The following is a 23,210-nucleotide window of genomic DNA, read 5'->3' on the forward strand; positions in this document are numbered from 1 at the left end:
TAAGGCAGCATGGACTCAAGAAAGATTCAAGATTGGTTAGTCTCGCAACTTGCTGAACAGTTGGAGCTCCCTCCTTCTGAGATAAATATTCATGAACCCTTTTCGAATTATGGATTAAGCTCTCGCGATTTAGTTACGCTTTCAGGGGATTTGGAAGAATGGCTCGGAAGAAGGTTGTCACCTAGTTTGGCATACGAATATCCCAGTATACTGTTACTTTCCAACCATTTGGCAGATGACAGGGATGTGGATGGTCTGTCTAAAAACACAGAGTCATTTGGAGAATCCAAGGAGCCCATTGCCATCATAGGGATGAGCTGTCGATTTCCCGGAGCAAATGACCTGGAATCCTTTTGGAAGCTTATTCTGAACGGCGTGGATGCCATATCCGAAATTCCGGAAGACCGCTGGCCCAAGCAGGCGTATTTTAATCCAGATCCTTTGGCTCCGGGAAAATCCATTTCCAAATGGGGAGGATTTCTCGAACATGTTGATCAGTTTGACCCTTTCTTTTTTGGGATTTCCCCAAATGAAGCCAAACAGATGGATCCTCAGCAGCGATTGTTGTTGGAATTGTCCTATGAGGCACTTGACCATGCCGGCCAAAATATTGAACAACTCGAAGGAAGCCGAACAGGAGTGTTCATTGGGATTTCCGTAAATGAGTACAGTCAATTTCAATTGGAAAATCTTGCTGGAATTTCCGGACTCTCAGGAACGGGCAGTGCTCTGTCAGTTGCAGCAAACAGGATTTCTTATTTTTTTAATTTGAAGGGGCCAAGCATGGCAATAGACACGGCATGCTCTTCTTCTTTGACAGCATTGCATTTGGCCTGTCAGAGTCTAAGGAACGGAGAAACTTCAATGGCCCTAGCAGGAGGAGTGAACGTCATTTTGTCACCTGCACACTCGATTGCCTTCACCAAAGCTGGAGTACTTGCCTCTGATGGTCGATGCAAGACCTTTGATGCAAATGCCGATGGATACGTAAGGGGTGAAGGTGGAGGGGTGGTTGTCTTGAAAAAATTATCCGATGCCTTGGAGGAAGGGGATCAAATTCTTGCCTTGATTGCAGGAAGTGCGGTTGCCCAGGATGGCAGAACAAACGGATTGATGGCACCCAACCGGGAATCCCAGGAAGCGTTACTTCGGGAAGCTTACCGAGTAGCAGGAGTTTCTCCAAACAGGGTTCAGTATGTGGAAGCTCATGGCACAGGGACCCTCTTAGGCGATTCGATGGAGGCAGCAGCCATCGGTACAGTCATTGGATTACAACAAAAGGATTCCAAATGCTCAATTGGTTCGGTGAAAACAAATATTGGGCATTTGGAGGCAGCAGCAGGAATTGCAGGATTGATCAAGGTAGTTCTATCTATGCAGCATCGAATCATTCCGCCAAGTCTTCACTTCCACCAGCCAAATCCCCATATTCCCTTTGAGTCCCTAAATCTTCAAGTACAAACCGAGGCAAAACCTTGGCCGGTGATTCCCGGTCAAAGTATCGCTGGTATTAGTTCATTTGGATTTGGAGGGACAAACGTGCACGTGGTTTTACAAGATTGGGGTCAGGAAATTCATGAAGGAGAAAAGCTAAATGAGTCAAAAGAACCTATTGCTCATTTGATTCCGATTTCCGCAAACAGCCAGGAAGGTCTTGAATTGCTAGCATCCGAAATCAAGGAGCTAGTAGATTCCGAACGGATGTTCTCGCTTCGAGACCTCTGTTCAGCCACAGGGAGGCGACGAAGTGGAAATGCTTTTAGAATGGCCGTTTTGGCCAAAACACGGGTAGAGTTGTCCAATTCTTTGGAGGCTTTTGTGAAAGGGCATCAAGATCCAAGTGTTTTAACTGGAGGGAAGGCCCCGAATAGGCAACCCAACCTAGTATTTGTTTTTTCCGGTCAAGGAGGGCAATGGCCTGGCATGGGAAAGGAACTATTAAATACTCAACCCGTTTTTAGTCAAACTATCGATGAGATCGGGGAGATTATTCAACAAGACTTTGGGTGGTCATTGCGGGATCTTTTGTTGGCCTCACCTTCTGAACATCCTTTGGATCAAATAGAGAGAGTCCAGCCTGCCATTTTTGCTATTCAGGTTGCACTTGCCAAACTTTGGAAAGATTGGGGAGTAAGTCCGGATGCAGTGATTGGGCATAGTATGGGGGAGGTGGCTGCCGCTCATTTTTCTGGAATTCTGAGCCTAAAAGATGCCATTAGGATTATTTGTATCCGTAGCGAACGATTGAAAAAGTTGAAAGGTCAGGGGGCGATGCTCGCCACGGACCTTTCTTTAGATCAGGCCCTTGACTATGTAAGAAGTCATGAAAATTCTATTTCTATCGCGGCATTTAACAGCCCAACATCCACGGTTCTTTCGGGTAATCCCAAGATATTGGAGTCCATCAAAAATTCACTGGAGATTCAAAACCGCTTCTGCCGATGGGTGAAGGTTGACGTGGCTTCCCATAGCCCACAACTAGAACCCTTACGAGCTGAGTTGATTGAAGCCTTAACCGGTCTTGAGCCACAGACTTCCAGAATTCCTTTCTATTCAACCGTCACCGGCACCTTGGGGGATAACTTGACCTTTGATGCGAACTATTGGGTAGATAATATGAGAAAACCGGTGTTGTTTTCAAAAGCAGTTGCGCATCTTTTGGATCAAGATTACACTCGGTTTATAGAGATTGGTCCCCATCCCATTCTGCTTAGTTCTATTCAACAAACTTGGAAACCTCATCACAGTGAATTGAGATTGCTACCTTCCATGCGAAGAGAAGAATCCGAGAGGGAAGTGATTTTGGGGACTTTAGGTATACTTTATGTAGAGGGTAATTCTGTCAAGTGGGATAAAATTTACCCGGGTCCTTCAAAAAATGTTTCTCTTCCAAGTATCCGATGGAACAAACAGAGGTATTGGATAGATTTCATAGGGTCCAATTCAAAAAAGCAAATCTATTGGTATTCCAAAGAAAGCATCACAGTGCATCCCTTATTGGGGGAACGAATTGATTTGGCTCATTTGTCATCCATTCAGGTCTGGCAAAATCAATTTTCAAGTGAAAACTTGGGATTTTTGAGCGATCATAGGATTGAAGAGGAAATCGTCTTTCCTGCTGCCGGATTTATTGAAATGGCCCTTCAGATAGCTGAAGAATCCGGTATCCTTCACTCTCATAATTTGACTGAATTTCAATTTCTTCAAAAGATGGTTTTGAGGGAAGAGGGAGCCACTTCGGTTCAGGCCATACTCTCAAAGGAAAAAGAAAATGGCTTTGCCTTGAAACTTTATGCTCGTTCCGATGGAAAAGGGGATTGGATTCCCTGTGCAACTGCTAGTTATACCCCAAAGACAGAATCCGAGGAGTTCCCTACTTTTTCAAAAGTCATTCAAGAGATTTTCAATAAAGACGGGGTGAGGGAATTTTCCAAAGCACAGTTCTATGAAACACTGTCCCTTATCGGGTTAAGCTATGGAGAATCGTTTAAAGGTGTAGAGCAAATTTGGAGAAATGGGAATGAGGTGTTAAGTCGAATCAATTTACCTAGCTCCCTTCAATATGAAATCGCTGCATTTCACATTCACCCTTCATTACTCGACTCTTGTTTACAAGTATTGGCCGGTTTTGTGTTTGAGTCTAGCGATACTCCTCTTTTCATTCCTTCGGCATGTAAGGAACTTCGATTTTTCACAAAGCCCGATGGCCCCTTGTGGAGTCATGCAAAGCTCAGGTCAGGTTCCTCTTTAGGACCATTAGGGCTAGAGGCGGATTTGAGTGTTTTCGACGAAAGCGGGAATCTTGTTCTTGAACTTTTCGGATTGGAGTTGCGACAAGTTGCAAGAATGAAATCTTGGAAGCCGACAAGAAAGGATACTTGGTTTTACCAATTGAGTTGGGAAAAGAAAAGTGAACTGGATTTATCCACTCCACTTAAAGGCAAAAAAAGAAATTGGTTGATTTTTGCTGATTCCGAAGGATTGGGGGAATTACTGGCCCAGGAACTTCAGGCAAGAGGGGACTCCTGTTTTCTTTGGCATTGGGAAAATGAGATTGACTTGGGAGAAGAAGAAATTCTTCGAAAAATCGAAGGCATCCTCTCCGAAATACCATCCTCTTTGGATGGAGTGGTTCACTTATGGAGTCTTTCCATCCCTATGCAATTCTCTGATTCCCACGGGAAGGCAGATTTGCTGGGATGCAATAGTGTGCTATTTCTCCTTAAGGCCTTAGCAAACCGTTTTTCCGGATCTCCAAAGTTATTTTTAGTCACTAAAGGAGTTCATGCTGTTTTTCCCCATGAGCCGATTTCTGTAGAGCAATCACCCATTTGGGGCTTGGGAAAGGTGATCAGTTTCGAACTCCCAGAGCTCAAATGCACAAGAATTGATTTGGATTACTTCTATTCCTCCTTTGATTCTTTGCCTGAACTTGTCAGACAGATTTCTCAGGATGATCCCGAGGATCAAATTGCGTTTCGTTCAGGAGAGCGATATGTCCTCCGCCTTAAGCCGTTCTGGCCTGAGGCGAAGATCGGGCTTTCCGGAACTGCCTTTCGCTCAGACAAAACCTACCTGATTACGGGAGGACTTGGGGGATTGGGCCTTGTAATCGCAAAGTGGATGGTCAAAAAAGGCGCAAGGCGACTGGTATTGGTAGGGAGAAGCGAACCCTCTCCAGCTACTTTGAAGATTCTTGATACCATGCATGAATCCGGAGCGGAGGTGATAGTGGCTCAGGCGGATGTCAGTGATTTTGCTCAGATGGAATCCTTGTTTGATAAAATGGGAGAGCATTTACCTCCACTTGCAGGAGTGATTCATGCGGCAGGGTTGTTGGATGATGGAGCCCTCGTAAATCTTACTGCCGAACGAATGAAGAGTGTCATGGCGCCGAAAGTAAGAGGTACCTGGAATTTACACCAGTTGACAGCAAGCACGAGCTTGGATTTTTTTGTTTTGTTTTCCTCTGCTGTTTCTGTTTTGGGATCCCCAGGACAGGGGAATTATGCCGCAGGAAGTGCCTATCTGGATGCCATGGCAAATTATCGCCGCCAACTCAAATTGCCAGCTATCAGCATCAATTGGGGACCATGGGCAGAGGTAGGCTTGGCTGCCGAGGTGACTGAGAAATTGCAGGAACAAAATTCTTCCACTCAACATCTAGTTAAGGTAATAGAGATTGATCAAGGGCTTGAAATCCTTGAGTTTCTACTTAAGGAAGATGTAGCACAAGTGGCGGTGGTGCCTTTCGATTTGGAAAATTTGCTTGCTTTATATCCTACTGCCGCGAGTATGCCCTTTTTTGAAGATGTGGGAGGAAAGCAAACTCATGTGGCACGACTTTATGCCAGGCCTAATCTCAGACAGGAATACGTAGCACCGAGAACAGAAGTGGAGAGCAAACTTGCAGACCTTTGGCAGCAAACACTCCACATTGATAAAGTTGGGGTTCGGGATTCCTTCTTCGAACTCGGGGGAGATTCTGTTCTGGCTGCTCAGATTCTGGCGATGGTTCGGAAGACTTATGGAATCAGTATCAGTCCACAAGATGCGTTTCAGGCTTTTACGATCGAGCGGCTGTCCGATTTACTAGAGTCTGAAATGATCCGGCAAATCGAAGAGATGAGTGAAGAGGAAGCAAAAAAAAGACTTTCTTAATCCGAAACCGCGGCCATGGCACCTAAGGATCTTTCCCCTGCAAAACGTGAATTATTGGAAAAATGGATGAAAGGAAAACTTCCCGATTCCGAAAAAACCGGATTAGCACGTCGTCCCTCTGGCAATTTGGTCAAGCTTTCATTTCCCCAGCAGCGTCAGTTATTTCTTGAATTACTTGAGCGTGGCACTGCTGTGAATAACCTTTCCGTGTTGCTCAAGCTTGAGGGAGGTCTCGATGTTTCAGCTTTGGAAAAAAGTGCAAACCTTATCGTGGAACGTCACGAGAATCTTCGGACTGGTTTTGTGTTTGAGTTGGGTCTGCCATCAGCCAAAATTTGGGATCAGTTGAGCATTTCCATCCCCCTTGTCGATTTACAACACTTCGACCAAGCCAAACGGCAATCGGAGGTAAGGCGACTGGCAGAATCGGAGGTTTTGAAGCCCTTTGACTTGTCCATCGCTCCATTAATCCGAATCAAACTTTTTCAAACCGGTGAGCAGGAGTATTACTTTTTGGTGGTGGTACATCATACCATAGCTGACGGGTGGTCATTGGGTGTATTTTTAAAAGAACTCATGTTTTTTTATCAAAGATCAAAAAGTGGTCAAAGTATAATTCTGCCCGAATTGCCGATCCAATATGCCGATTATGCCTTTTGGCAAACTTCCGAAGAAAGGCAGCGAGAATTCGAGACCTCACTGACATACTGGGTAAAGTCCTTAGCAGGAGATCTTCCTGTTTTGGAGTTGCCTACCGACAAGAGAAGGGGATCAAGGCAAACCTTTTCAGGAGGAACCCATCGGTTTGTACTTTCTGAAGAATTGACAAAGTCATTGGAAGACTTTGGTCGAGCGGAAGACAGTACTTTATTTATGACTTTGCTGACTGCCTATTTCCTTTTGCTATATCGGTATAGCGGTCAGAATGAAATTCTGATAGGCACCCCCATTGCCAACCGAAATCTGCCAGAGATACAGGATTTGATCGGGGTATTCATCAATACTTTGGTACTGAGAATCTATACTTCCGGCGATCAGGGATTTCGGGAATTGCTTCGACAGGTTAGAACAACGGCCCTAGAATCCTTTGCACATCAGGATTTGCCTTTTGAAAAACTTGTAGAAACCTTAAAGCCTAGGAGGGACCTTAGTCGGCCACCTTTGTTTCAGGTAGTTTTTAATTTTCAAAATGCACCTTTACCAAAGCTGGAGATCGAAGGCATAAAATCGACTTTTCAGGAAATTGACCGTGGGGTATCCCAGTTTGACCTCACATTACTAATGGCTAAGGTGAATGGACAATGCCAAGCCACTGTAGAATACAACAGCGATCTCTTTCGCTCGTCTACGATTGAAAGAATGTTCAAGTCGTATCAACTGATCCTTGAGCAAGCTTTGTTAGATCCCGAGTGTCCTGTTTCACTTTACCCTTTGCTTCTGCCTGAGGAAATAAACAGGTTGGTTCATGACCGAAATCAAACCTTTTTGGAATTTCCTAAAGACCTATGCATTCATCAACTATTTGAAAATCAAGCGGAAAAAACACCTGATGCTCTTGCAGTGATGGATGATCAACGTCAGTTGACCTATTTTGAACTCAATCAGCATGCAAATACTCTTGCAATGAAACTCCAGGAATTGGGTGTTGGTCCAGGAGTTCGGGTTGGTGTTTTGATGAAAAGATCTTGGGAGATTCCTGCTGTTTTGTTGGCAATTCACAAAGCAGGAGGGGCTTACGTACCCATACATACTGGATTCCCTCTCATGCGGATAGAATTTATCCTGAAGGACGCAGAGGTTAAAGTCTTATTTACCAATCTTGATACAGATCTGGCAGATCAATTGGCAGTACCGAAAATTAAGCTAAATGAAGAGAAATTTTCCCCAGCGGAGCATCTTTCAAATCCCAATCCCAAAGCAGGACCTGACCATTTGGCATACCTAATCTACACCTCAGGATCAACAGGTACACCCAAAGGAGTGATGATTAACCATTCTTCCTTGGTCAATTTTCTATGGTCTATGCAACAAAAGCCAGGGATCAAAACCAAAGATGTTCTTCTGGCTGTAACGGCTCTTTCTTTTGATATTGCTGCTCTGGAATTTTTTCTTCCCTTAATCGCGGGAGCTTCCTTGTTAGTAGCGAGTGAGGACAGACTCCTCAATCCTAACCTTCTCGCAGAAGCAATTGACCAGTTTGGTGTCACGGTCCTGCAGGCTACACCTGCTATGTGGCAGATTTTGTTGGACACAGGTTGGAAAGGTAATTCGGGTCTGAAAGCATTATGCGGGGGGGAGGCACTATCTGAGAGGTTAGCCGATCAGATTTTGGATAAGGTAGGAAGCTTATGGAATATGTATGGACCGACCGAAACAACTATCTGGTCTTCCGTTCAATCAGTTAAAAAAGGAAAAGGCCCGATTACTATTGGTGAACCCATCGGCAATACACAGCTTTATATTCTTGATGACCATCATCAACCCGTCCCGGTGAATGTGGTCGGAGAATTACTCATAGGTGGACAGGGCCTTGCTCAAGGGTATCTCAACTTACCCCACTTGACGGAAGAGAAATTTGTTTGGATTTCAATCTATGGTCAACCCAAAACTAGATTGTACAGAACAGGAGACCTTGCGCGGTATTTAGAAGATGGCTCCATTGAGGTATTAGGAAGAATGGACAGTCAACTGAAAATTCACGGCAACCGGATTGAATTGGGAGAAATCACCAGTGTTTTATTGAAGCATCCTCGTGTGCAGGATGGAATCGTCATCAGCAACTCAGATAGCCTTGGGGCAAAAAAACTTGTGGCTTATTTTGTCCCTAAACAAAACCTGACAGCACCAAATTCTGACGAGCTTCGGGAGTTTTTAGGCAATCAGCTTCCTGAGTATATGATTCCTGCATTTTTTATCCCTATTTCTTCCCTGCCTTTATCCACAAATGGAAAAATCGACCGAAAAGCTTTGCCAATTCCTGAGAACAAACGCCAATTTTCTCAATACCTCGCACCTGGAAATGAGACAGAGCAATTATTGGTAGAGATTTGGCAAAATGTGTTAAACCTTGATAGGGTAGGCATCCAGGACAATTTCTTCGACTTGGGAGGTGCTTCAATGCAAAGTCTTCAGCTAGTTGCCAAAGCAAATATGTTCGGACTCAAAATAAGTGTCGAGAATATCTTCGAATTTCAAACCATTAAGGAGCTGTCTGAACATGTCCGAGCGATCGGTCAAAAGTAGAAAACAGTTTGGCGAGGTGTACGGGATTAAAGGGCAGTTTCTAAAGCAAGTTGATTTTTTTGACTATTGCTGCTTTTTGGGATTTATTGGAAAGAACAACGAGGATGACCAACAAGCTTAAAATGGCTGCAAAAAAGCACCATACAGAAATCAAATAATTCGTAAAAAAAAGGTAACTGACGGCTAATGATCCCATCATCGCTGAAGCCACTAACTTTGTGTATCGCAAGGTGGAAAGAAACGGGGTAACGGCAATAAGGACAAAATTGAACGGTTTCAATATTTCCAAATGTGGAAAATCCCTGTAGTATCGGATATGATGGCTCTCCACTACTGCAGAAATATCATAGGTCAATAAGCAATAGAACATATAAATTGAAGTGGCCAAGCCAAGAATTAATAAATAGAATAAAAATTTCTTTCGTGAAGGAGAAGTTTCCATTGACCAAAAAATCCAAGGAACCCAAATCGGCCAGATAGGCTGTGAAACTAAAGAGTAACCATAGAGCCCGAATTTATACCAAGATTCAAAATCAGGATTGGTCAGGGACAACCACAAGAAGCCTTCTGCAAATTGGTGGAAACTAAAAAGAAGCGGAGTAGAGGCAAATGGGAGCATACCACGCGACTCCGTTTTTTTGATTGAATAATAGGCAGGTCCAAGCAAGCCTGCCCCGACTGCAATACTGGCGGTGGCTGAGAAACACATGCTTTTGGTACAGTTGGGTTTAACATGAAAAACTCCAAATCAATTTAATCATTATATAGGATATTCTCATTGGTCTCACGGTCATTTTTGGCTGTATACCAAGCTGTTAATCTTTTGAGGCCCTCTTCGAAGGTAATCTCAGGTCTATAACCGAAATCTCTTTTTGCCGCTGAAATATCATACCAGTGAGGAGTTGAAAGTTGTTGTGCTAGAAACAAAGTGAGGATCGGCTCTTTTTGTACTCCGAATAATTGATAGGAGGCTTCTAAAATCCTACCTGAAATCCGAGCAAGAATGGGAGAAAGACGTTTAGTTACCGGGGCATATCCTCCTACGCCTATAAGACTGTTCATAAAGTCTTCAAGAGGGATTGGCTCATCTTGAGAAATAAAATAGGTTTTGCCTTCCACCGGTTTTGGGTTTCGAATCAGTTGGTCCAAAGCCTGAATGTGTGCTTTTGCGGCATTTTCTATATAGATGGTATCTACCAGATTAGGCGATTTGCCGAGTATTCTCAGGTTTCCTTTTTTGGCTTTTTCAAGTAGACGAGGTAGAAAATGGCAGTCTTCAGGCCCCCAGATCAAATGGGGGCGCAAGCAGACTGTTTTCAGATTTTCGTCGTTGGCAGACATGACCAGGATTTCTGCCAAGGCCTTGGTTTTTGGATACCAAGCGCTGTACTTATTCGGATAGGGGAGACTTTCATTTTTACCTTCCGAGCCTTTTCCATCAAAAATTACACTTGGGGAACTGGTAAAAACCAGATTTCGAATTCCCGATTCCCGGCAGGCTTTTAACACATTTTCGGTTCCTACCACATTGGTTAGGAAAAAATCTTGGTACTTCCCCCATATTCCGGTTTTTGCACCCACATGAATGACACCTTCGCATCCAAGCATTGCATCTTTCAAACGTTGGAAATCTGCCAGATCGCCTTGAATATGGTTTACCTGAAGGGACTCCATTTCCGGATGTTTGCCTCTGGAAAAGGTGACCACCGAATGTCCGTAAGAACAAAGTTGGCGCACAATAGCAAGTCCTAAGAAACCGGTTCCACCGGTGACCAAGAGTTTCATTTCAGTTTCATTTTCGCCCAATCCGCCAATTGTTCCCTTGCAATTTTTGTGTTGTGCCGGAAGTCAACAGGAAATTCCGGATGAAAAAGCACCACTTTGACAGGCCTAGTAATTGGCTTTTTTTGCGCCAAGCTCAACAGTTCTCTTTTAAGTCTGTCCAAGTCAATTGATTTAAGATTCTTTTCCGTCTCCACGCATAGGACGGCTTTCTTTTCTACTCCGACCAAGGCTGTTCGAAAAACCTGGGGATGCTTGTTAAAAATTTGTTCGCATTGGACAGAAAACAGGACTTGATCATCGGTGACTACGCGGTGAGATTTTCTTCCACAAAACCATAGATTCCCTTCTTCGTCCAAATAGCCCAGGTCCCCCATTCTATGACGTATCTCACTCCCATCCTTTATTTTAGCCAGCCTGTTAGATTGCTCTCTGTTAAAGTAACTTCGGGTTACGTTTGGGCCTTTTGCAACAATTTCACCGACTTCCCCAAGAGGTAATTTTAGATCATCCGACCATTCGGGGATTTCCTCATCACTAATTTTAATAATGGCTATCTCTACACTTTTCAAAGGCTTGCCTACACAGATTCCCGCTCCATTTTCGGTTTTCTCTTTTTTCTCCCCAAGTATTTCGTGACTGCCGATTTTGGTCAAGGGCATAGACTCTGTGGCTCCATAGGGGGTGAAAATTTGAGTTTCGGGGTTTAGCATTGAAGAAAAGCGCATCAATGCCTTGTTGGAGGCAGGTCCACCTGCCGAGATGACTCTTTTTAATGTCGGGAGTTTGATTCCATGGGCTTTTCCATACCTGCCAACGGCATCAATGAGTGCCGGTGAGCCAAACAAATTCGTAATACCAAACTGTATGACAGGGCCAATAATATGGCATGGGTTCACCTTTGCCGGTTTGGAGGGATTCATATCCGGAATAATGCTGCTCATTCCCAATCCAGGATTAAAAAGGGCAAAAGGGGGAAAAGTAGGCATATCGATTTCACCCGGCGAAAAATCAAAGGTAGATCGGATAATATCCAATTGGGCCTTGAAATTTCCATGGGTATAGACAACGCCTTTTGGGACTCCAGTCGAGCCGCTAGTAAAAATAATGGCGGCTATATCTTCTGATCTTGCATCGAAAAATGGTCTTTCTTGGTCATTCTGATAGGACTTATGGATTGAATTAAAACTTTTTCCACCCCAGAATAATCTTGGACCAATTGTTACCGTTTTATGGATGGATTTTTTTCCCCACCCAAAGATCACGCGTGCAAGGTGAGCCATGGGTATTCCGATAAATCCTTCCGGATCAACTTCCGAAATGCACTTTTTCAAATTTCTTAGTCCCGTTCCTGGATCGATGAAAACTGGGATGATGCCCGTTTGAAGCATCCCAAAGCTGAGTGTAAAAAAGTTAAAACCCGGAGGTACCATCAGGACTACTTTGTCTCCTCTTTGAAATCCGGCTTCGAGCAATCCTCTACCCACTTGGGCAGTTTGTTGAGCCAGTTCTTTAAAAGAGATTTTTTGGTACTGGGTAATTCCGTTTTTATCAAGGCTGTTTCTTTTTGGAAAAGCAATGGCTAGCAAATCGGGGTGAGTTTTTGCCCTTTCAAAAAGAGCGGCAGTAAGGTTAAAGCTTTCCATGAGTATCCTTAAAAAAGTCCAGGATAAGGTTTCCGATTACCTCCTGCTGATCCTCCAAAATATAGTGCCCTGAATCTTCAAATCTGTAAACCGTTGCCTTCGGAAGATAGGTTATCCAAGTCTTTAGGAAATGATGATCAAATACCCTGTCTTTCAATCCCCAAGCAATTAGTGTCGGCGTGTTATTGAATTGTCGGAGATTTTCCTGCATTTCAGTGACCCTTTGGTAGGAAGGATCTCCGGGCTCCAGAGGAATATCCTGTACAAAACGAAGTGTGGCAATCCTATTTTTCCACGAGTTGTAGGGTGCAGTATATCCTTCTCGCACTTTTTTGGAGAGTTTTATGCGTTTGACCCCTTCTAGGGTTGCTATACCGCTGAACGCATTAAAAGCCCGAATGGCAAAAGCTCCCGCCCATGTTCGGGCAAGCCTAAGCGCCAAAGGAAATTTCTTGGTTTTTGGTAGGTGAAAAGCCGCAGTGTTCATAAGAACGATCTTTTTGATCGATTTGGGATGCTTTATGGCATAAGCCATTCCTATGATACCGCCCCAATCATGAACGACTAGATGGATATTTTCTGTGATCCCTTTTTTTTCAAGGAATTCCTTTAAGTTGTTCACGTGCTGTTCAAGTGTATAGGGGTAAGCAGCCCCATCAGGTTTGTCAGAATATCCACATCCTATATGGTCTGGAGCAAGACAATGGAAAAAAGGAGAGAGTTTTTGGATTAGCTCCCTGTAATAAAAAGACCAGGTGGGGTTGCCATGAAGCATGATTACTGGTTCACCATTTCCCTCTTCCAAATAGTGATATCGATAGCCGCTTATGTTTTCATAGTGACTGACAAAAGGATATAATTCCGGACTGACTCCTTTCATACGGATGCTCAATTTGTGGAAAGTGAACTCATTTAATTTTCAGGATTTCCAGAAGTTCTTCCGGCTTTACAAAAAGACCTATTCTGGCCAACTGTTCGCTTAAGCGTCCAATGATATGCCTATACAAGGTTTGGTATTCTACCCCAAATGCCCTGAAGGCTTGAATCAGGTGATGGTCCTCGCTTTTATCCCCATAGACAGATTTCAGGATCACTTTTAAGGCAGTCTTATTGCGGATTTGTTCCCATTTGCTTCCTTCTCTAAACAGCTCATTATACATGGCAACGCACAAATCCATGTGTCTTTTTTCATCCTGCATGGAGATCGTTTTGGATATTGAACAGAATAATTTATCGGGCATGTACTTCTCGTTTCCAAAAAATTCGAGATATGCCGCCCCTATTGCTTCTACAATTACGGCAAGAAACATCCCGGTAGCTGGCATAAATCGGGCAAGCCACATATAGCGATTGGCTCCACGGATCAAAATGGGCGAAATGTATTCTTTGGCATTCAGCTTTTCTACCAAAAATCGTCTAAAAACAGCCGAATGCTTGGCCTCATCATGAATGAAGGTGGTCATTGCCTCCTGGATTTCCCGGTATCTTTTGTAGTGGATGATGCCCATGCTTAAAGGAGCTATAGCACTTTGTTCGACTACCAAAGCGTGGTTCGCTAGATCTTTAAGTCCTCTCAGCTGCCGCTTTAGGATTAAATCTTTCAGCCTGTCCAATTCCTTTTTGTCTTCGGGTAATTTATTAGAGGCAATAAGTTTTTGGATCAAGTCATAGGTATCCTCTAATTCTAGGAGGACTTCGGGGGTAATCGAATGGAGATCTTCCTGGATTTTTACTCTCAACCTCTCGGATTCGATTTTATGTTCTTTTAGGAGGGAATCAAGTTTTTGCTCAAGGTCAACTTTTTGATGTTTAAGCTGGATTAATTCAGATTCTTGTTTCCTTTTTTCTTCCTCGGTACTTAAATGTTTTACAATATTTCCATCCTTTACCAATGAAAGCCGCTGAAGTTCAAGCAAGTCTGTTTCTTCACGTTGATTAATGTCTAATTGGTCCTTCAAAGTCGATACTGAATCTTCCAGGGTTTTTAAGGGAGACTGTATCTGCAGTGCTTCATGGATAGATAGTTTGTCAAAGGGGATGCACTCCAAAAAACCTTTTAATGCGTCTGAATCCAAAGGAAGCCCCTCATTTTTAATTTGATCGATTTTTCCCCTGATAGTTTCTTTTATCATGGGCAAAACCAAAAAGGTTATTCTATGCAATTCCTCAGGCTGGAGGTTTTCTAGATTTTCCTTTAGATTAAGTTCCAGATTTTGACTCCAGTCAAAAGCAGTTTCCCGGCTCCAGTATTTTTCTTCGCAATCTCTGGTGTATTGTTTGAAGTCATGCGTAGGCGTGATATAGTAATCCGGCCTTCCTTTATCAGCAGTCTTTTGTGAGGATAAAATCCTTGAGTCTTTCATTTGGGCGGGGAATTAAGGTTGGATAGGATAATTCCAGAATCTTAAGATTGGTCCCAGTTTTTCTGTGACTGTTTTTCTTTCCTTTTCGGGAAGTTGATGTTTGATTTGGGCAAAGTGCTTTTGAGAGCCAGTAAATGCGTTCAGTTTTTCCTCACAGTAGGAAAAATCCCCCAGATTAAGATCAGCGTAGGCCTTTTGGAGGATTTTCATCGGATTTTGAATAAAATCATCATAGGAAACTTCTACCAATTGGCCTGCTGGGACCAAATGTTTTTGATCTAAATACCGTTGGGTCATTTTGGAAAAAGTATCTAAGATGATCTTTTTGACATCCTCGGGATTTATGTTTTGGAGGGCATAAACATGCTGAACAACTCCCCAGAATCTTTTATTGGAAGCATAGACCTCATAGGGGTCCCGATGAATGAAAATAAACTTTGCCTTGGGAAATAGGGAAAGCAGCTCCTTTATTCTAGCTGTATTGGGAGGACTTTTGAGAACCAACTGCTTTCCGTCGTTTGCCAAAGAAATCTTTTTGAGAAGGTAAAGGAAAGCTTCCTTCCAGGAATTAAGTTCTGATTCGGTCAGGCTTTCCATCAATACATATTTTTGAAACTGTGCCTCCATCATTTTCGGGAAAAAATAACCCCATTGAGCTCCTCTTGGATCGAGATAAGCTGTCATCGTTGCATCTTCTTCCCCAGGGAAACGAAAAGACAAAGGAACTCTGTGGACAGAGTCCTTGAGATTAAAAAAGCGGCAAATGAATTCAAAGAATGGCAGTAGTAGTTTCTCCGTGGTCAACATCACCTCGGGCAATACCATTTGAAAATTTGAGTGGTATCCCAATCGATCATCTTGAGTCAGACATTGATGAAGATAGGAAGTGCCACTGCGATAAAAGCCCAAAACAAACAAAGGATGTTTGTCAATCTGGTGCTTTGCTATTTTTTTATGATATAGCGCGAGCTCCAGCCATCGTATTGGTTCAAAAAAGATAGTTTTTAAAATCCAGGGAAATACGTTTTTAAATTTATTTACAGATATCCCACCATTGTTAATCACCAACTTTGAAAAAGTATAAATAGGCAATGGAAGTAGGCGATTCATAGAGCTGAAGTTTGCTTATCCTGTATTCTGGTACTGATAAAAGAGAAAAGCTTTTCAACGCTTTTTTCTACCGATTCTAAATGGGTGGATAGGATGAGGTCTGGGTTTTCAGGTAGTTCAAATGGGTCGTTGATTCCTGTTAGGTTATGAATTTTTTCAGGATGATTTTCAGGTAACAGTGCCCTTTTATAGAGATCTTTTGTGTCTCTTGAGATTAAGGTCTGAATTTCGCATTTCACCCAAACTGTGTAGACATGAGAACCATAAGAACGAAGTATTCTTCTTGTGTCTTCATAGGGATTAATAGCTGCTAGAATTGCAATTACACCATGGGTAGCAAGGAGATTTGCTACAAATCCAAGACGTCTGATATTTTCCTTTCGGTCCTCTTTAGAAAACCCGAGATCTGGGCACAGAATTTTTCTGTAGATGTCGGCATCTATTACTTCGACCCGGTGATTATTATTCTCCAACAAGCTTTTCACTCCATAGGCAATGGTCGATTTACCTGCACCTGATAAGCCTGTAAGTTGAATAAATACCATATCTAAAATTTAGAGAAAAATCCTTGGTTTCAGAAGATAAGAAGGCTTAGAATGATAAAATCTTTTTTTATTAAAGTATTTTGAATCAGAGGCTTCGGAACGATTAAGGGCGTTTATCTGTTGGTCCCATTAGATAAAAAAACAGGTCGGTGAAAAAGGGTTTTGGAACCGATTCGATGAGCGGAGAGGTTTGAAGATCAAAAGCTGATTAAATAAGTATTGCCCTTATCTTGTCATTCCAGGGAAAATAAGTCTTAAGCCGATTTGGTGAAAAAATCAATGTCATTTCTTCCGCACCCAAAGAAAAATATTGATCAAACCATCTAGGGTCTAGAGTTAAATTATTCAAATCGGAAGACTAATGAAATTCAAAAGAATTACCCTATGAAAATTATCATTGGCTTTGTATTATTTGCCTTAGCAGCAGTCATATTCGCCTTCAATTCCTCAAGAGAAATTCAACCTAATCCGGAAAATGCAGAGACCATCCTGTCTTTAGAAGCGAATGACTCTACCGAAACCGACTTATTTCTCAGAGACAGCCTTGAGCAGTTTGGAAAGGCCTTTCTTGGTGTTCCTTATGTGTATGGAGGTACTAGCAAATCGGGATTTGACTGTTCCGGATTTGTGTACTATGTATATCATGAATTTGGAATCAAGGTTCCAAGATCTTCTTCCCAGTTTGCCAATTTTGGGAAGGAGGTACCCATTGATAGTGTCAAAAAGGGAGACATTTTGGTGTTTTTGAGTCCTACCCGAAATGCAATCGGTCATGTGGGGATCGTCACCAACCCCAAAGGGATGGAGAGTGAGTTTATCCATGCTTCCTCCAGTAAGGAAATGAAAGTGATGATCTCAAGCCTAAATCACCCCGGCTATACCCGTCGATTTGTCAAAGCAATTACCGTTTTGGGAAATTAATTGATAGAAGGAAGAGCGTAACCCAGAATGTAAAAAACTCCTTACTTTCTTCGTTCGATCGAGTAGCTGACCAGATCTGCGAGAGAGGTTTTATAGACCGAATCCGGAAAGTCTTTTAAAATAGCCAAAGCTTCTTGATAGAAACCGTTCATCTTTTCCTTGGCATAATCAAGTCCCCCACTTTTTTTCACAAAATCAATGACTTCATTGACAGCTTTCTTGTCCTCTGAGCGGTTACGGATGAGGAAAATGATCTTTCGTTTCGTTAGCCAATCGGTGTTTCTTAAGGCATAAATAAGCGGAAGAGTCATTTTCTTCTCTTTTATATCAATGCCTACAGGTTTTCCGATTTCGTCCTCTCCATAGTCAAAAAGGTCATCCTTGATCTGAAATGCCATGCCGACTTTTTCTCCGAAAAGTCTCATTTTTTCGATAGCAGTTTCGTCGCTTCCTACGCTGGATGCTCCCACAGAACAGCAGGAAGCAATAAGGCTTGCGGTTTTTTGTCGGATGATTTCATAATACACTTCCTCATCCACGTCGAGCTTGCGAGCCTTGTAACTTTGTAAAAGTTCGCCTTCAGACATTTCTTTCACAGCATTGGAGACAATGCGCAAAAGATGAAAATCACCATTGTCTACACTGAGTAATAGTCCCCGGGAAAGAAGATAATCTCCCACCAGAACGGCTATTTTGTTTTTCCAAAGGGCATTGACTGAAAAAAATCCCCTGCGGTAATTGGCGTCATCCACCACATCGTCGTGGACTAATGTAGCGGTGTGCAGCAATTCGATCAGGGCTGCACCGCGATGGGTAGATTCATTGATGGTCCCGCAGACTCCGGCTGTCAAAAATACAAACATCGGACGCATCTGTTTGCCTTTGCGCTTGACGATGTAGTTGGTGATGTGGTCGAGTAGCTTGACCTTACTTTTCATAAAGTCCCGAAACTTGTGTTCGAACTGAGCCATTTCGGCTTCGATAGGGACTTGTATTTGTTTGAGGTCTGGTTTCATCGGGGAATGATGCCGTAAAAATAACACGCTTTACGGCACGGGCAAGGGTTAATTTGGTCTTACCTAGTCAAACTTTCCAAAAAGCAAATCGTTTGCGACTTTTTCGTAATTTGTAGAGAATGTTTATTGCTTACACCCAAACCCACCTACACTATGAAAAACTTTCAAATCGAAATCAAATGGGGAATCCTCTTTGTCTTATCCGGATTGATCTGGATGGTGTTGGAGAAGTCTCTAGGCTGGCATGATGTGAAAATTGAGCAGCATGCTACGTATACACTTTTCTATGCGCCTATTGCGGTTCTGATTTATGTTTTTGCTTTGCGGGATAAGAAAAGAAATTTCTATTCCGGTAAAATGAATTACATCCAGGGACTGATCTCCGGTTTGGTTGTCACATTTGTCGTGGTGATTTTTACCCCATTGAGTCAGTATATTTCTCATGAATTTATTTCTCCCGACTATTTTCCAAATATCATCAAACTATCTGTGGATAAGGGAATGATGAGCCAAGAGGAAGCAGAAGGCCATTTTACCTTACTCAATTACATTCAACAATCTTTGCTCTTTGCGGGATTTATGGGTTTGCTTACCTCAGCAGTGGTGGCTCTTTTCACACGGTCAAAGGGGTAAACCTTGCCCTTCCCAACAAATCCATCTTTGGGAAGGGCTTTTTCTTTATCTTTGAGACCCTTTAATAAACCGGAAAAACCACTTGGAGGAGAAATATATCAAACATCGGTACGCTCCCATTTTGCCCAAAAAGGACGAATGGCCTGTGGTAAAACTGGCTCGGGAGCGAAAGGAATTTATAAAGAAAGTAGCCGAACTCGCAGAAGTCCGGATATTGAATCAGACGGGGAAAAATCCCGAGATTTTAAAGGAGGAGCTGGAGACTACCCTCTACCGGGAAAAGCTCCGAATCAAGCAAAATCCATGGGATGTGGATCCTGATGATGAGGGTCAGTTTTGGGGAGAAGTGAAAAACTCATTGCTCCAAATCAATGCTGACTCGTCTTTGACCAAGACCAAAAGGCTGGAGGCATATCAGGAGGTGTTAAAAAGAATTACTTCCCGTTATGCGGAGGAAATTGCCTCGAATTTTAAAGCCACCCATTACAAATTTACCAGGAGTGTGGTAACGTATGGGTTTTCGAGGTTATTGAATGCAGCCAGGGTAAAAGGCTTCAAGTCCATTTTCAGTAACCAATACACCCTTCAGGATAAAATCCAGATTACCGGCCAAACGGATCAAATACGGGATTTGGCCACGAAAGGCACCATTGTGATGGTACCTACTCACTTTTCAAACCTGGACAGCATCCTGATTGGATGGATAATTTCCGTTCTCGGAATGCCTCCCTTTATTTATGGTGCGGGATTGAACCTGTTCAATATTTCCATTTTTGCGTACTTCATGAATGCCTTAGGTGCCTACAAGGTAGACCGGAGAAAGAAAAATCTAATGTACCTGGAGACCTTAAAGACTTACTCCAAAGAAGCGATTCAGTTTGGTTGCCACTCTTTGTTTTTCCCAGGAGGTACCCGGTCCCGAAGTGGAATGATCGAATCTAAATTGAAACTGGGGTTGCTTAGTACGGCTATTGAAGCTCAGAGAGCCAATTATCAACAAGGCATTACTGATATTTCAGGTAAGATTTTTATTGTTCCGGTCACGATCAATTACCACTTTGTGTTGGAGGCTCCGGGATTAATTCAAGATCATCTCAGTATGACTGGTCAGGAGCGGTATTACAGGGAAAATGATGAATTTTCCACTTCTTATAAGATCTCAAAATTTTTGGTCAAGTTCTTTACGAAGGGGTCTGACATCTCCGTATCCATCGGGCGAGCCATGGATGTCATGGGTAATTATGTGGATGAAGATGGTAACAGCCACGATAAATGGGACAGACTTATCGATACCCGTGATTATTTTGTTTCCGAAGGAAAAGTTACGGTGGATCAACAGAGGGAAGAGGAGTATACCCATATGTTGGGTAAAAGGATCGTTGAGGAATTTCATAAGATAAACCGGGTATTCAGCTCACATTTAGTTGCTTTTGTGGCCTTTGAATTAATCAAATCGAAGAATAACAAGTTGGATATTTTCGATCTTATCCGTCTGCCACTCGAAGATATCTTCCTGTCTTATGAAGAGTTTAAATCCTCTTGTCAACGGGTATTGAACCGTATTTTTGAATTAAAATCCGAAGGCAAAATTGATGTCGCACCGCATTTAACACGATCCATGGATGAAATCATTACCCACGGATTGGATAATGTGGGAATGTATCATGCCAAACGACCGTTGATCAGAGACAAAAAAGGGAATATTGTCACTGAAGATATGAGTTTACTTTATTTCTACCACAATAGACTGCATGGATATGGCCTCGAAAAACTCTTCTAAATCCAAGCTGATTGGAGTAGTCGGAGTGGGTAGCTTTGGGACAGCCATTGCCAATATGCTGGCGGAAAAAAATGAGGTAATGGTCTATGCCCGTAAGCAGGAAGTAGTAGACGAAATCAATTCTTCCCATACTGCTTCAGGTAGAGTTTTAAATCCTTCGATTCGGGCTACGTTTTCTCCTGAAGAGCTTTGTGATGCATGTGATGTGCTTTTTTTCATGATCCCTTCGGCAGCTTTTGTAGAAGTGACTCAGACTTTTGCTCCTTTTCTACACCCATACCATTTGGTAATTCATGGGACTAAAGGATTGGCCTTGAATCTTCAGAAGGGAGAAACTCTAGAAACCGTCACAAAGCTTCATCGAAGTCAGCTTATGACGATGAGTGAAGTCATCTTACAAGAGACAGTCGCAGTTCGGGTAGGATGCTTGGCCGGACCCAATATTTCCAAGGAGCTCAGCTTAGGTCAACCTGCGGCCACGGTGATCGCAAGCAAGTACAATGAGGTGATTTTGGAAGGTCAGCGATTACTTCGTTCTGAGCGATTTCAGGTGTATGGAAATTCAGATATCATCGGGGTTGAGCTGAGTGGAGTTCTGAAAAATATTATCGCGATTGCCGCAGGAGCATTAGCAGGGCTGGGTCTGGGAGAAAATGCGAAGGGGCTTTTGATTTCCAGGGGAATGGTGGAAATGGCCCATCTCAGCAAAGCTCTTGGAGGAAGTGTCCAGTCTGTCATGGGATTGGCAGGAGTGGGAGATTTGGTGACTACCTGTAATTCGGTGGATTCACGAAATTTTACAGTCGGCTATCGATTGGCAAAGGGGGAATCTTTGGATGAGATCATGCAGACCATGGAGGAGGTAGCTGAAGGAGTGAATACCATCCGGATCATCGATGCATTTATCAAAACAGTAGGGATCCGAGCTCCGATAACTGAAAATCTCCATCGTGTTTTATTCGAAGATCTCTCTATTGAAGAGGCTTTACAGTTTCTAATGAAGTATCCTTTCAGTGTGGATGTGGACTTTGTGTAAGAGGTAGGGATATTTTAGAATAGGGAAATTCCTCATCTGTCTAAGGACGAGGGTAAGAGGATTCCTAGAGGGGAGTTTTTGGCTTTTAAACAAAGGAACGGTTGATGGCATTTTTGGAACCTTGCCTCAGGATCAACCGACTTTTTCCCTCCGAAGCGGCTCCTGGGTTGCGAAGAAAGGGAAATTTTATTCTGGAGAGGAAAAAATGAGAGGGCCGAAGCCCTCACTGTTTTACTTGGATGGTAAAAGCTTAATCAGCAACCCTGTGCCCTCTGTGACCGCGTAGATATATCCGTCGGGACTTTGGGACACTTGCCTTACTCTTCCGATTCCCTGAAGTAATTTTTCTTCTCCAGTAGCTCGGGTTCCGTTCATTTCTACCCTTGCAATATGAGTTCCTGCAAGTGCTGCCACCAGGATATTTCCTCTCCAAGCCTGGTATTTGTCAGAGGTTACCATCGTCATGCCGCAGGTGGCGATGGACGGAGTCCAGTATTTTACAGGTTGCTCCATTCCTTCTTTTTGAGTGATGTTGGTGATCGGTGTGCCGTTGTAGTTGATTCCGTAGGTGATCACCGGCCAACCGTAGTTTTTGCCTTTTTCCAGAATATTTAACTCATCACCACCTCGGGGACCGTGCTCTACTTCCCAAAGGCGATTGTTGACCTTGTCAAAATATAGCCCTTGAGGGTTCCGATTTCCATAGGTCCAAATGGAAGGAATGGCACCAGAAGTGTTGACAAAAGGATTATCTGTGGGGATTCTGCCATCGTCATGGATACGGTGAATTTTTCCATGTGAGTTTTTGAGATCTTGGGCATTGTCCTGACTTCCGCGCTCTCCGTTGCTGAAATAGAGGAAATTTTGATTGTCAAAGACGATTCGGCTTCCATAGTGCGTACCTCCATTCCAAACTGGTGTAGTGACAATCAGATCTTGAAAGTCCGTTACTGCATTTCCGGTGAGTTTGAATCTTGCTATTGTGGTTGCGCCTCCGTTGTTCATAGGTTTTGCGTAGGCAATGTAAATCCATCCATTTTGGGCATAATTAGGGTGAACGGTAATGTCTAAAAGTCCCGCCTGACCATTGTTGTAGACAGCAGGAAGTCCCGTTACTTTTTGCCCGGTGTATTTATCGTCTTTGAAAATGAGGATTTCACCTTTTTTCTCGGTGACCAGCATGCGATTATCATTGATCCAGGTCATTCCCCAGGGATTTTGAAATCCTGTATAGAGCGTGTCAATTTTGATCACCATTTTCTCTGTACTTGTGGTGAATTTCAGTTCCGAAGATGGGTCTGAAGTTGGCTCTGTTTCTTTGGCAGTACAGGCTTGGAGACTTACTAATGTCCCCAAAGCAAAAAGCAAGCACGAAAAGCGAATTCTCATGGGATTGAATGTTAGAGGATTAACGTATATCGATAACGACCAAATTTTGAAATCGGTTTTTATTTATGACAGAAAATCTGAATTA

Annotated in this window: 15 protein-coding genes; 6 read left to right on the forward strand and 9 right to left on the reverse strand. The window is 43.0% G+C overall.

All coding sequences use genetic code 11. The features are described 5' to 3' along the window. The first annotated feature begins 9 nt into the window (after positions 1-9). The gene (locus tag DDT91_RS06515; RefSeq protein ID WP_187175338.1) at positions 10-5,661 is read left to right on the forward strand and encodes a type I polyketide synthase; all 5,652 of its coding nucleotides are present in this window, start codon (positions 10-12) and stop codon (positions 5,659-5,661) included. Between the two features lie 15 nt (positions 5,662-5,676). Further along, positions 5,677-8,904: a non-ribosomal peptide synthetase gene (locus DDT91_RS06520; protein ID WP_187175339.1), complete on the forward strand. Its 3,228-nt coding sequence runs from the start codon at positions 5,677-5,679 to the stop codon at positions 8,902-8,904. A gap of 40 nt (positions 8,905-8,944) precedes the next feature. Here DDT91_RS06520 and DDT91_RS06525 read toward each other — a convergent pair whose 3' ends face one another. The 7 genes from DDT91_RS06525 to cysC are packed head-to-tail and all read right to left on the reverse strand — an operon-like array spanning position 8,945 to position 16,350. Further along, the gene (locus DDT91_RS06525) at positions 8,945-9,613 is read right to left on the reverse strand and encodes a DUF6629 family protein (RefSeq protein WP_187175340.1); all 669 of its coding nucleotides are present in this window, start codon (positions 9,611-9,613) and stop codon (positions 8,945-8,947) included. 44 nt (positions 9,614-9,657) lie between these two features. Beyond that, positions 9,658-10,689, reverse strand: a complete 1,032-nt coding sequence (locus tag DDT91_RS06530) for an NAD-dependent epimerase/dehydratase family protein (protein ID WP_187175341.1) — start codon at positions 10,687-10,689, stop codon at positions 9,658-9,660. After that, the gene (locus DDT91_RS06535; protein ID WP_187175342.1) at positions 10,686-12,332 is read right to left on the reverse strand and encodes a fatty acid CoA ligase family protein; all 1,647 of its coding nucleotides are present in this window, start codon (positions 12,330-12,332) and stop codon (positions 10,686-10,688) included. The genes DDT91_RS06530 and DDT91_RS06535 overlap by 4 nt, the downstream gene beginning before the upstream one ends. Continuing rightward, positions 12,319-13,212 carry an alpha/beta fold hydrolase gene (locus DDT91_RS06540; protein WP_187175343.1) on the reverse strand — a complete coding sequence of 298 codons (894 nt, stop codon included), beginning with the start codon at positions 13,210-13,212 and terminating at the stop codon, positions 12,319-12,321. The genes DDT91_RS06535 and DDT91_RS06540 overlap by 14 nt, the downstream gene beginning before the upstream one ends. A gap of 28 nt (positions 13,213-13,240) precedes the next feature. After that, positions 13,241-14,695: a hypothetical protein gene (locus tag DDT91_RS06545; RefSeq protein ID WP_187175344.1), complete on the reverse strand. Its 1,455-nt coding sequence runs from the start codon at positions 14,693-14,695 to the stop codon at positions 13,241-13,243. 12 nt (positions 14,696-14,707) lie between these two features. Beyond that, the gene (locus DDT91_RS06550) at positions 14,708-15,805 is read right to left on the reverse strand and encodes a sulfotransferase (protein ID WP_187175345.1); all 1,098 of its coding nucleotides are present in this window, start codon (positions 15,803-15,805) and stop codon (positions 14,708-14,710) included. Then, positions 15,802-16,350: an adenylyl-sulfate kinase gene (gene cysC / locus DDT91_RS06555; RefSeq protein WP_187175346.1), complete on the reverse strand. Its 549-nt coding sequence runs from the start codon at positions 16,348-16,350 to the stop codon at positions 15,802-15,804. The genes DDT91_RS06550 and cysC overlap by 4 nt, the downstream gene beginning before the upstream one ends. 384 nt (positions 16,351-16,734) lie before the next feature. On the opposite strand from cysC, the gene DDT91_RS06560 reads away from it, so the two are divergent. After that, the gene (locus DDT91_RS06560) at positions 16,735-17,271 is read left to right on the forward strand and encodes a C40 family peptidase (RefSeq protein WP_187175347.1); all 537 of its coding nucleotides are present in this window, start codon (positions 16,735-16,737) and stop codon (positions 17,269-17,271) included. 41 nt (positions 17,272-17,312) lie between these two features. Here DDT91_RS06560 and DDT91_RS06565 read toward each other — a convergent pair whose 3' ends face one another. Beyond that, complete coding sequence (locus tag DDT91_RS06565; protein WP_187175348.1) at positions 17,313-18,287, reverse strand: polyprenyl synthetase family protein; 975 nt, start codon at positions 18,285-18,287, stop codon at positions 17,313-17,315. A gap of 153 nt (positions 18,288-18,440) precedes the next feature. On the opposite strand from DDT91_RS06565, the gene DDT91_RS06570 reads away from it, so the two are divergent. The 3 genes from DDT91_RS06570 to DDT91_RS06580 all read left to right on the forward strand — a co-directional run bounded on the left by DDT91_RS06570 (position 18,441) and on the right by DDT91_RS06580 (position 21,736). Next, positions 18,441-18,920: a DUF4199 domain-containing protein gene (locus DDT91_RS06570; RefSeq protein ID WP_187175349.1), complete on the forward strand. Its 480-nt coding sequence runs from the start codon at positions 18,441-18,443 to the stop codon at positions 18,918-18,920. A gap of 82 nt (positions 18,921-19,002) precedes the next feature. After that, the gene (locus DDT91_RS06575) at positions 19,003-20,700 is read left to right on the forward strand and encodes a 1-acyl-sn-glycerol-3-phosphate acyltransferase (RefSeq protein ID WP_187175350.1); all 1,698 of its coding nucleotides are present in this window, start codon (positions 19,003-19,005) and stop codon (positions 20,698-20,700) included. Next, a complete protein-coding gene (locus DDT91_RS06580; RefSeq protein ID WP_187175351.1) occupies positions 20,678-21,736 on the forward strand; it encodes an NAD(P)H-dependent glycerol-3-phosphate dehydrogenase in 1,059 nt (352 codons plus the stop codon). Before DDT91_RS06575 ends, DDT91_RS06580 begins: the two co-directional genes overlap by 23 nt. Positions 21,737-21,967: 231 nt before the next feature. On the opposite strand, the gene DDT91_RS06585 is transcribed toward DDT91_RS06580, so the two are convergent. Then, positions 21,968-23,125, reverse strand: a complete 1,158-nt coding sequence (locus DDT91_RS06585; protein WP_187175352.1) for a PQQ-dependent sugar dehydrogenase — start codon at positions 23,123-23,125, stop codon at positions 21,968-21,970. Positions 23,126-23,210: the final 85 nt, after the last annotated feature.

The sequence above is a fragment of the Algoriphagus sp. AK58 genome, from assembly GCF_014324365.1.
In the GTDB taxonomy this organism is placed as follows: Bacteria; Bacteroidota; Bacteroidia; order Cytophagales; family Cyclobacteriaceae; genus Algoriphagus.

What these genes read in the sequence shown, in the direction of transcription:
- DDT91_RS06560 (WP_187175347.1), top strand. Translation starts at nt 16,735, where the DNA reads ATGAAAATTATCATTGGCTTTGTATTATTTGCCTTAGCAGCAGTCATA.
- DDT91_RS06535 (WP_187175342.1), bottom strand. Translation starts at nt 12,332, where the DNA reads ATGGAAAGCTTTAACCTTACTGCCGCTCTTTTTGAAAGGGCAAAAACT.
- DDT91_RS06565 (WP_187175348.1), bottom strand. Translation starts at nt 18,287, where the DNA reads ATGAAACCAGACCTCAAACAAATACAAGTCCCTATCGAAGCCGAAATG.
- DDT91_RS06585 (WP_187175352.1), bottom strand. Translation starts at nt 23,125, where the DNA reads ATGAGAATTCGCTTTTCGTGCTTGCTTTTTGCTTTGGGGACATTAGTA.
- DDT91_RS06550 (WP_187175345.1), bottom strand. Translation starts at nt 15,805, where the DNA reads ATGAATCGCCTACTTCCATTGCCTATTTATACTTTTTCAAAGTTGGTG.
- DDT91_RS06515 (WP_187175338.1), top strand. Translation starts at nt 10, where the DNA reads ATGGACTCAAGAAAGATTCAAGATTGGTTAGTCTCGCAACTTGCTGAA.
- DDT91_RS06540 (WP_187175343.1), bottom strand. Translation starts at nt 13,212, where the DNA reads ATGAAAGGAGTCAGTCCGGAATTATATCCTTTTGTCAGTCACTATGAA.
- DDT91_RS06520 (WP_187175339.1), top strand. Translation starts at nt 5,677, where the DNA reads ATGGCACCTAAGGATCTTTCCCCTGCAAAACGTGAATTATTGGAAAAA.
- DDT91_RS06545 (WP_187175344.1), bottom strand. Translation starts at nt 14,695, where the DNA reads ATGAAAGACTCAAGGATTTTATCCTCACAAAAGACTGCTGATAAAGGA.
- DDT91_RS06570 (WP_187175349.1), top strand. Translation starts at nt 18,441, where the DNA reads ATGAAAAACTTTCAAATCGAAATCAAATGGGGAATCCTCTTTGTCTTA.
- DDT91_RS06530 (WP_187175341.1), bottom strand. Translation starts at nt 10,689, where the DNA reads ATGAAACTCTTGGTCACCGGTGGAACCGGTTTCTTAGGACTTGCTATT.
- DDT91_RS06525 (WP_187175340.1), bottom strand. Translation starts at nt 9,613, where the DNA reads ATGTGTTTCTCAGCCACCGCCAGTATTGCAGTCGGGGCAGGCTTGCTT.
- DDT91_RS06580 (WP_187175351.1), top strand. Translation starts at nt 20,678, where the DNA reads ATGGCCTCGAAAAACTCTTCTAAATCCAAGCTGATTGGAGTAGTCGGA.
- cysC (WP_187175346.1), bottom strand. Translation starts at nt 16,350, where the DNA reads ATGGTATTTATTCAACTTACAGGCTTATCAGGTGCAGGTAAATCGACC.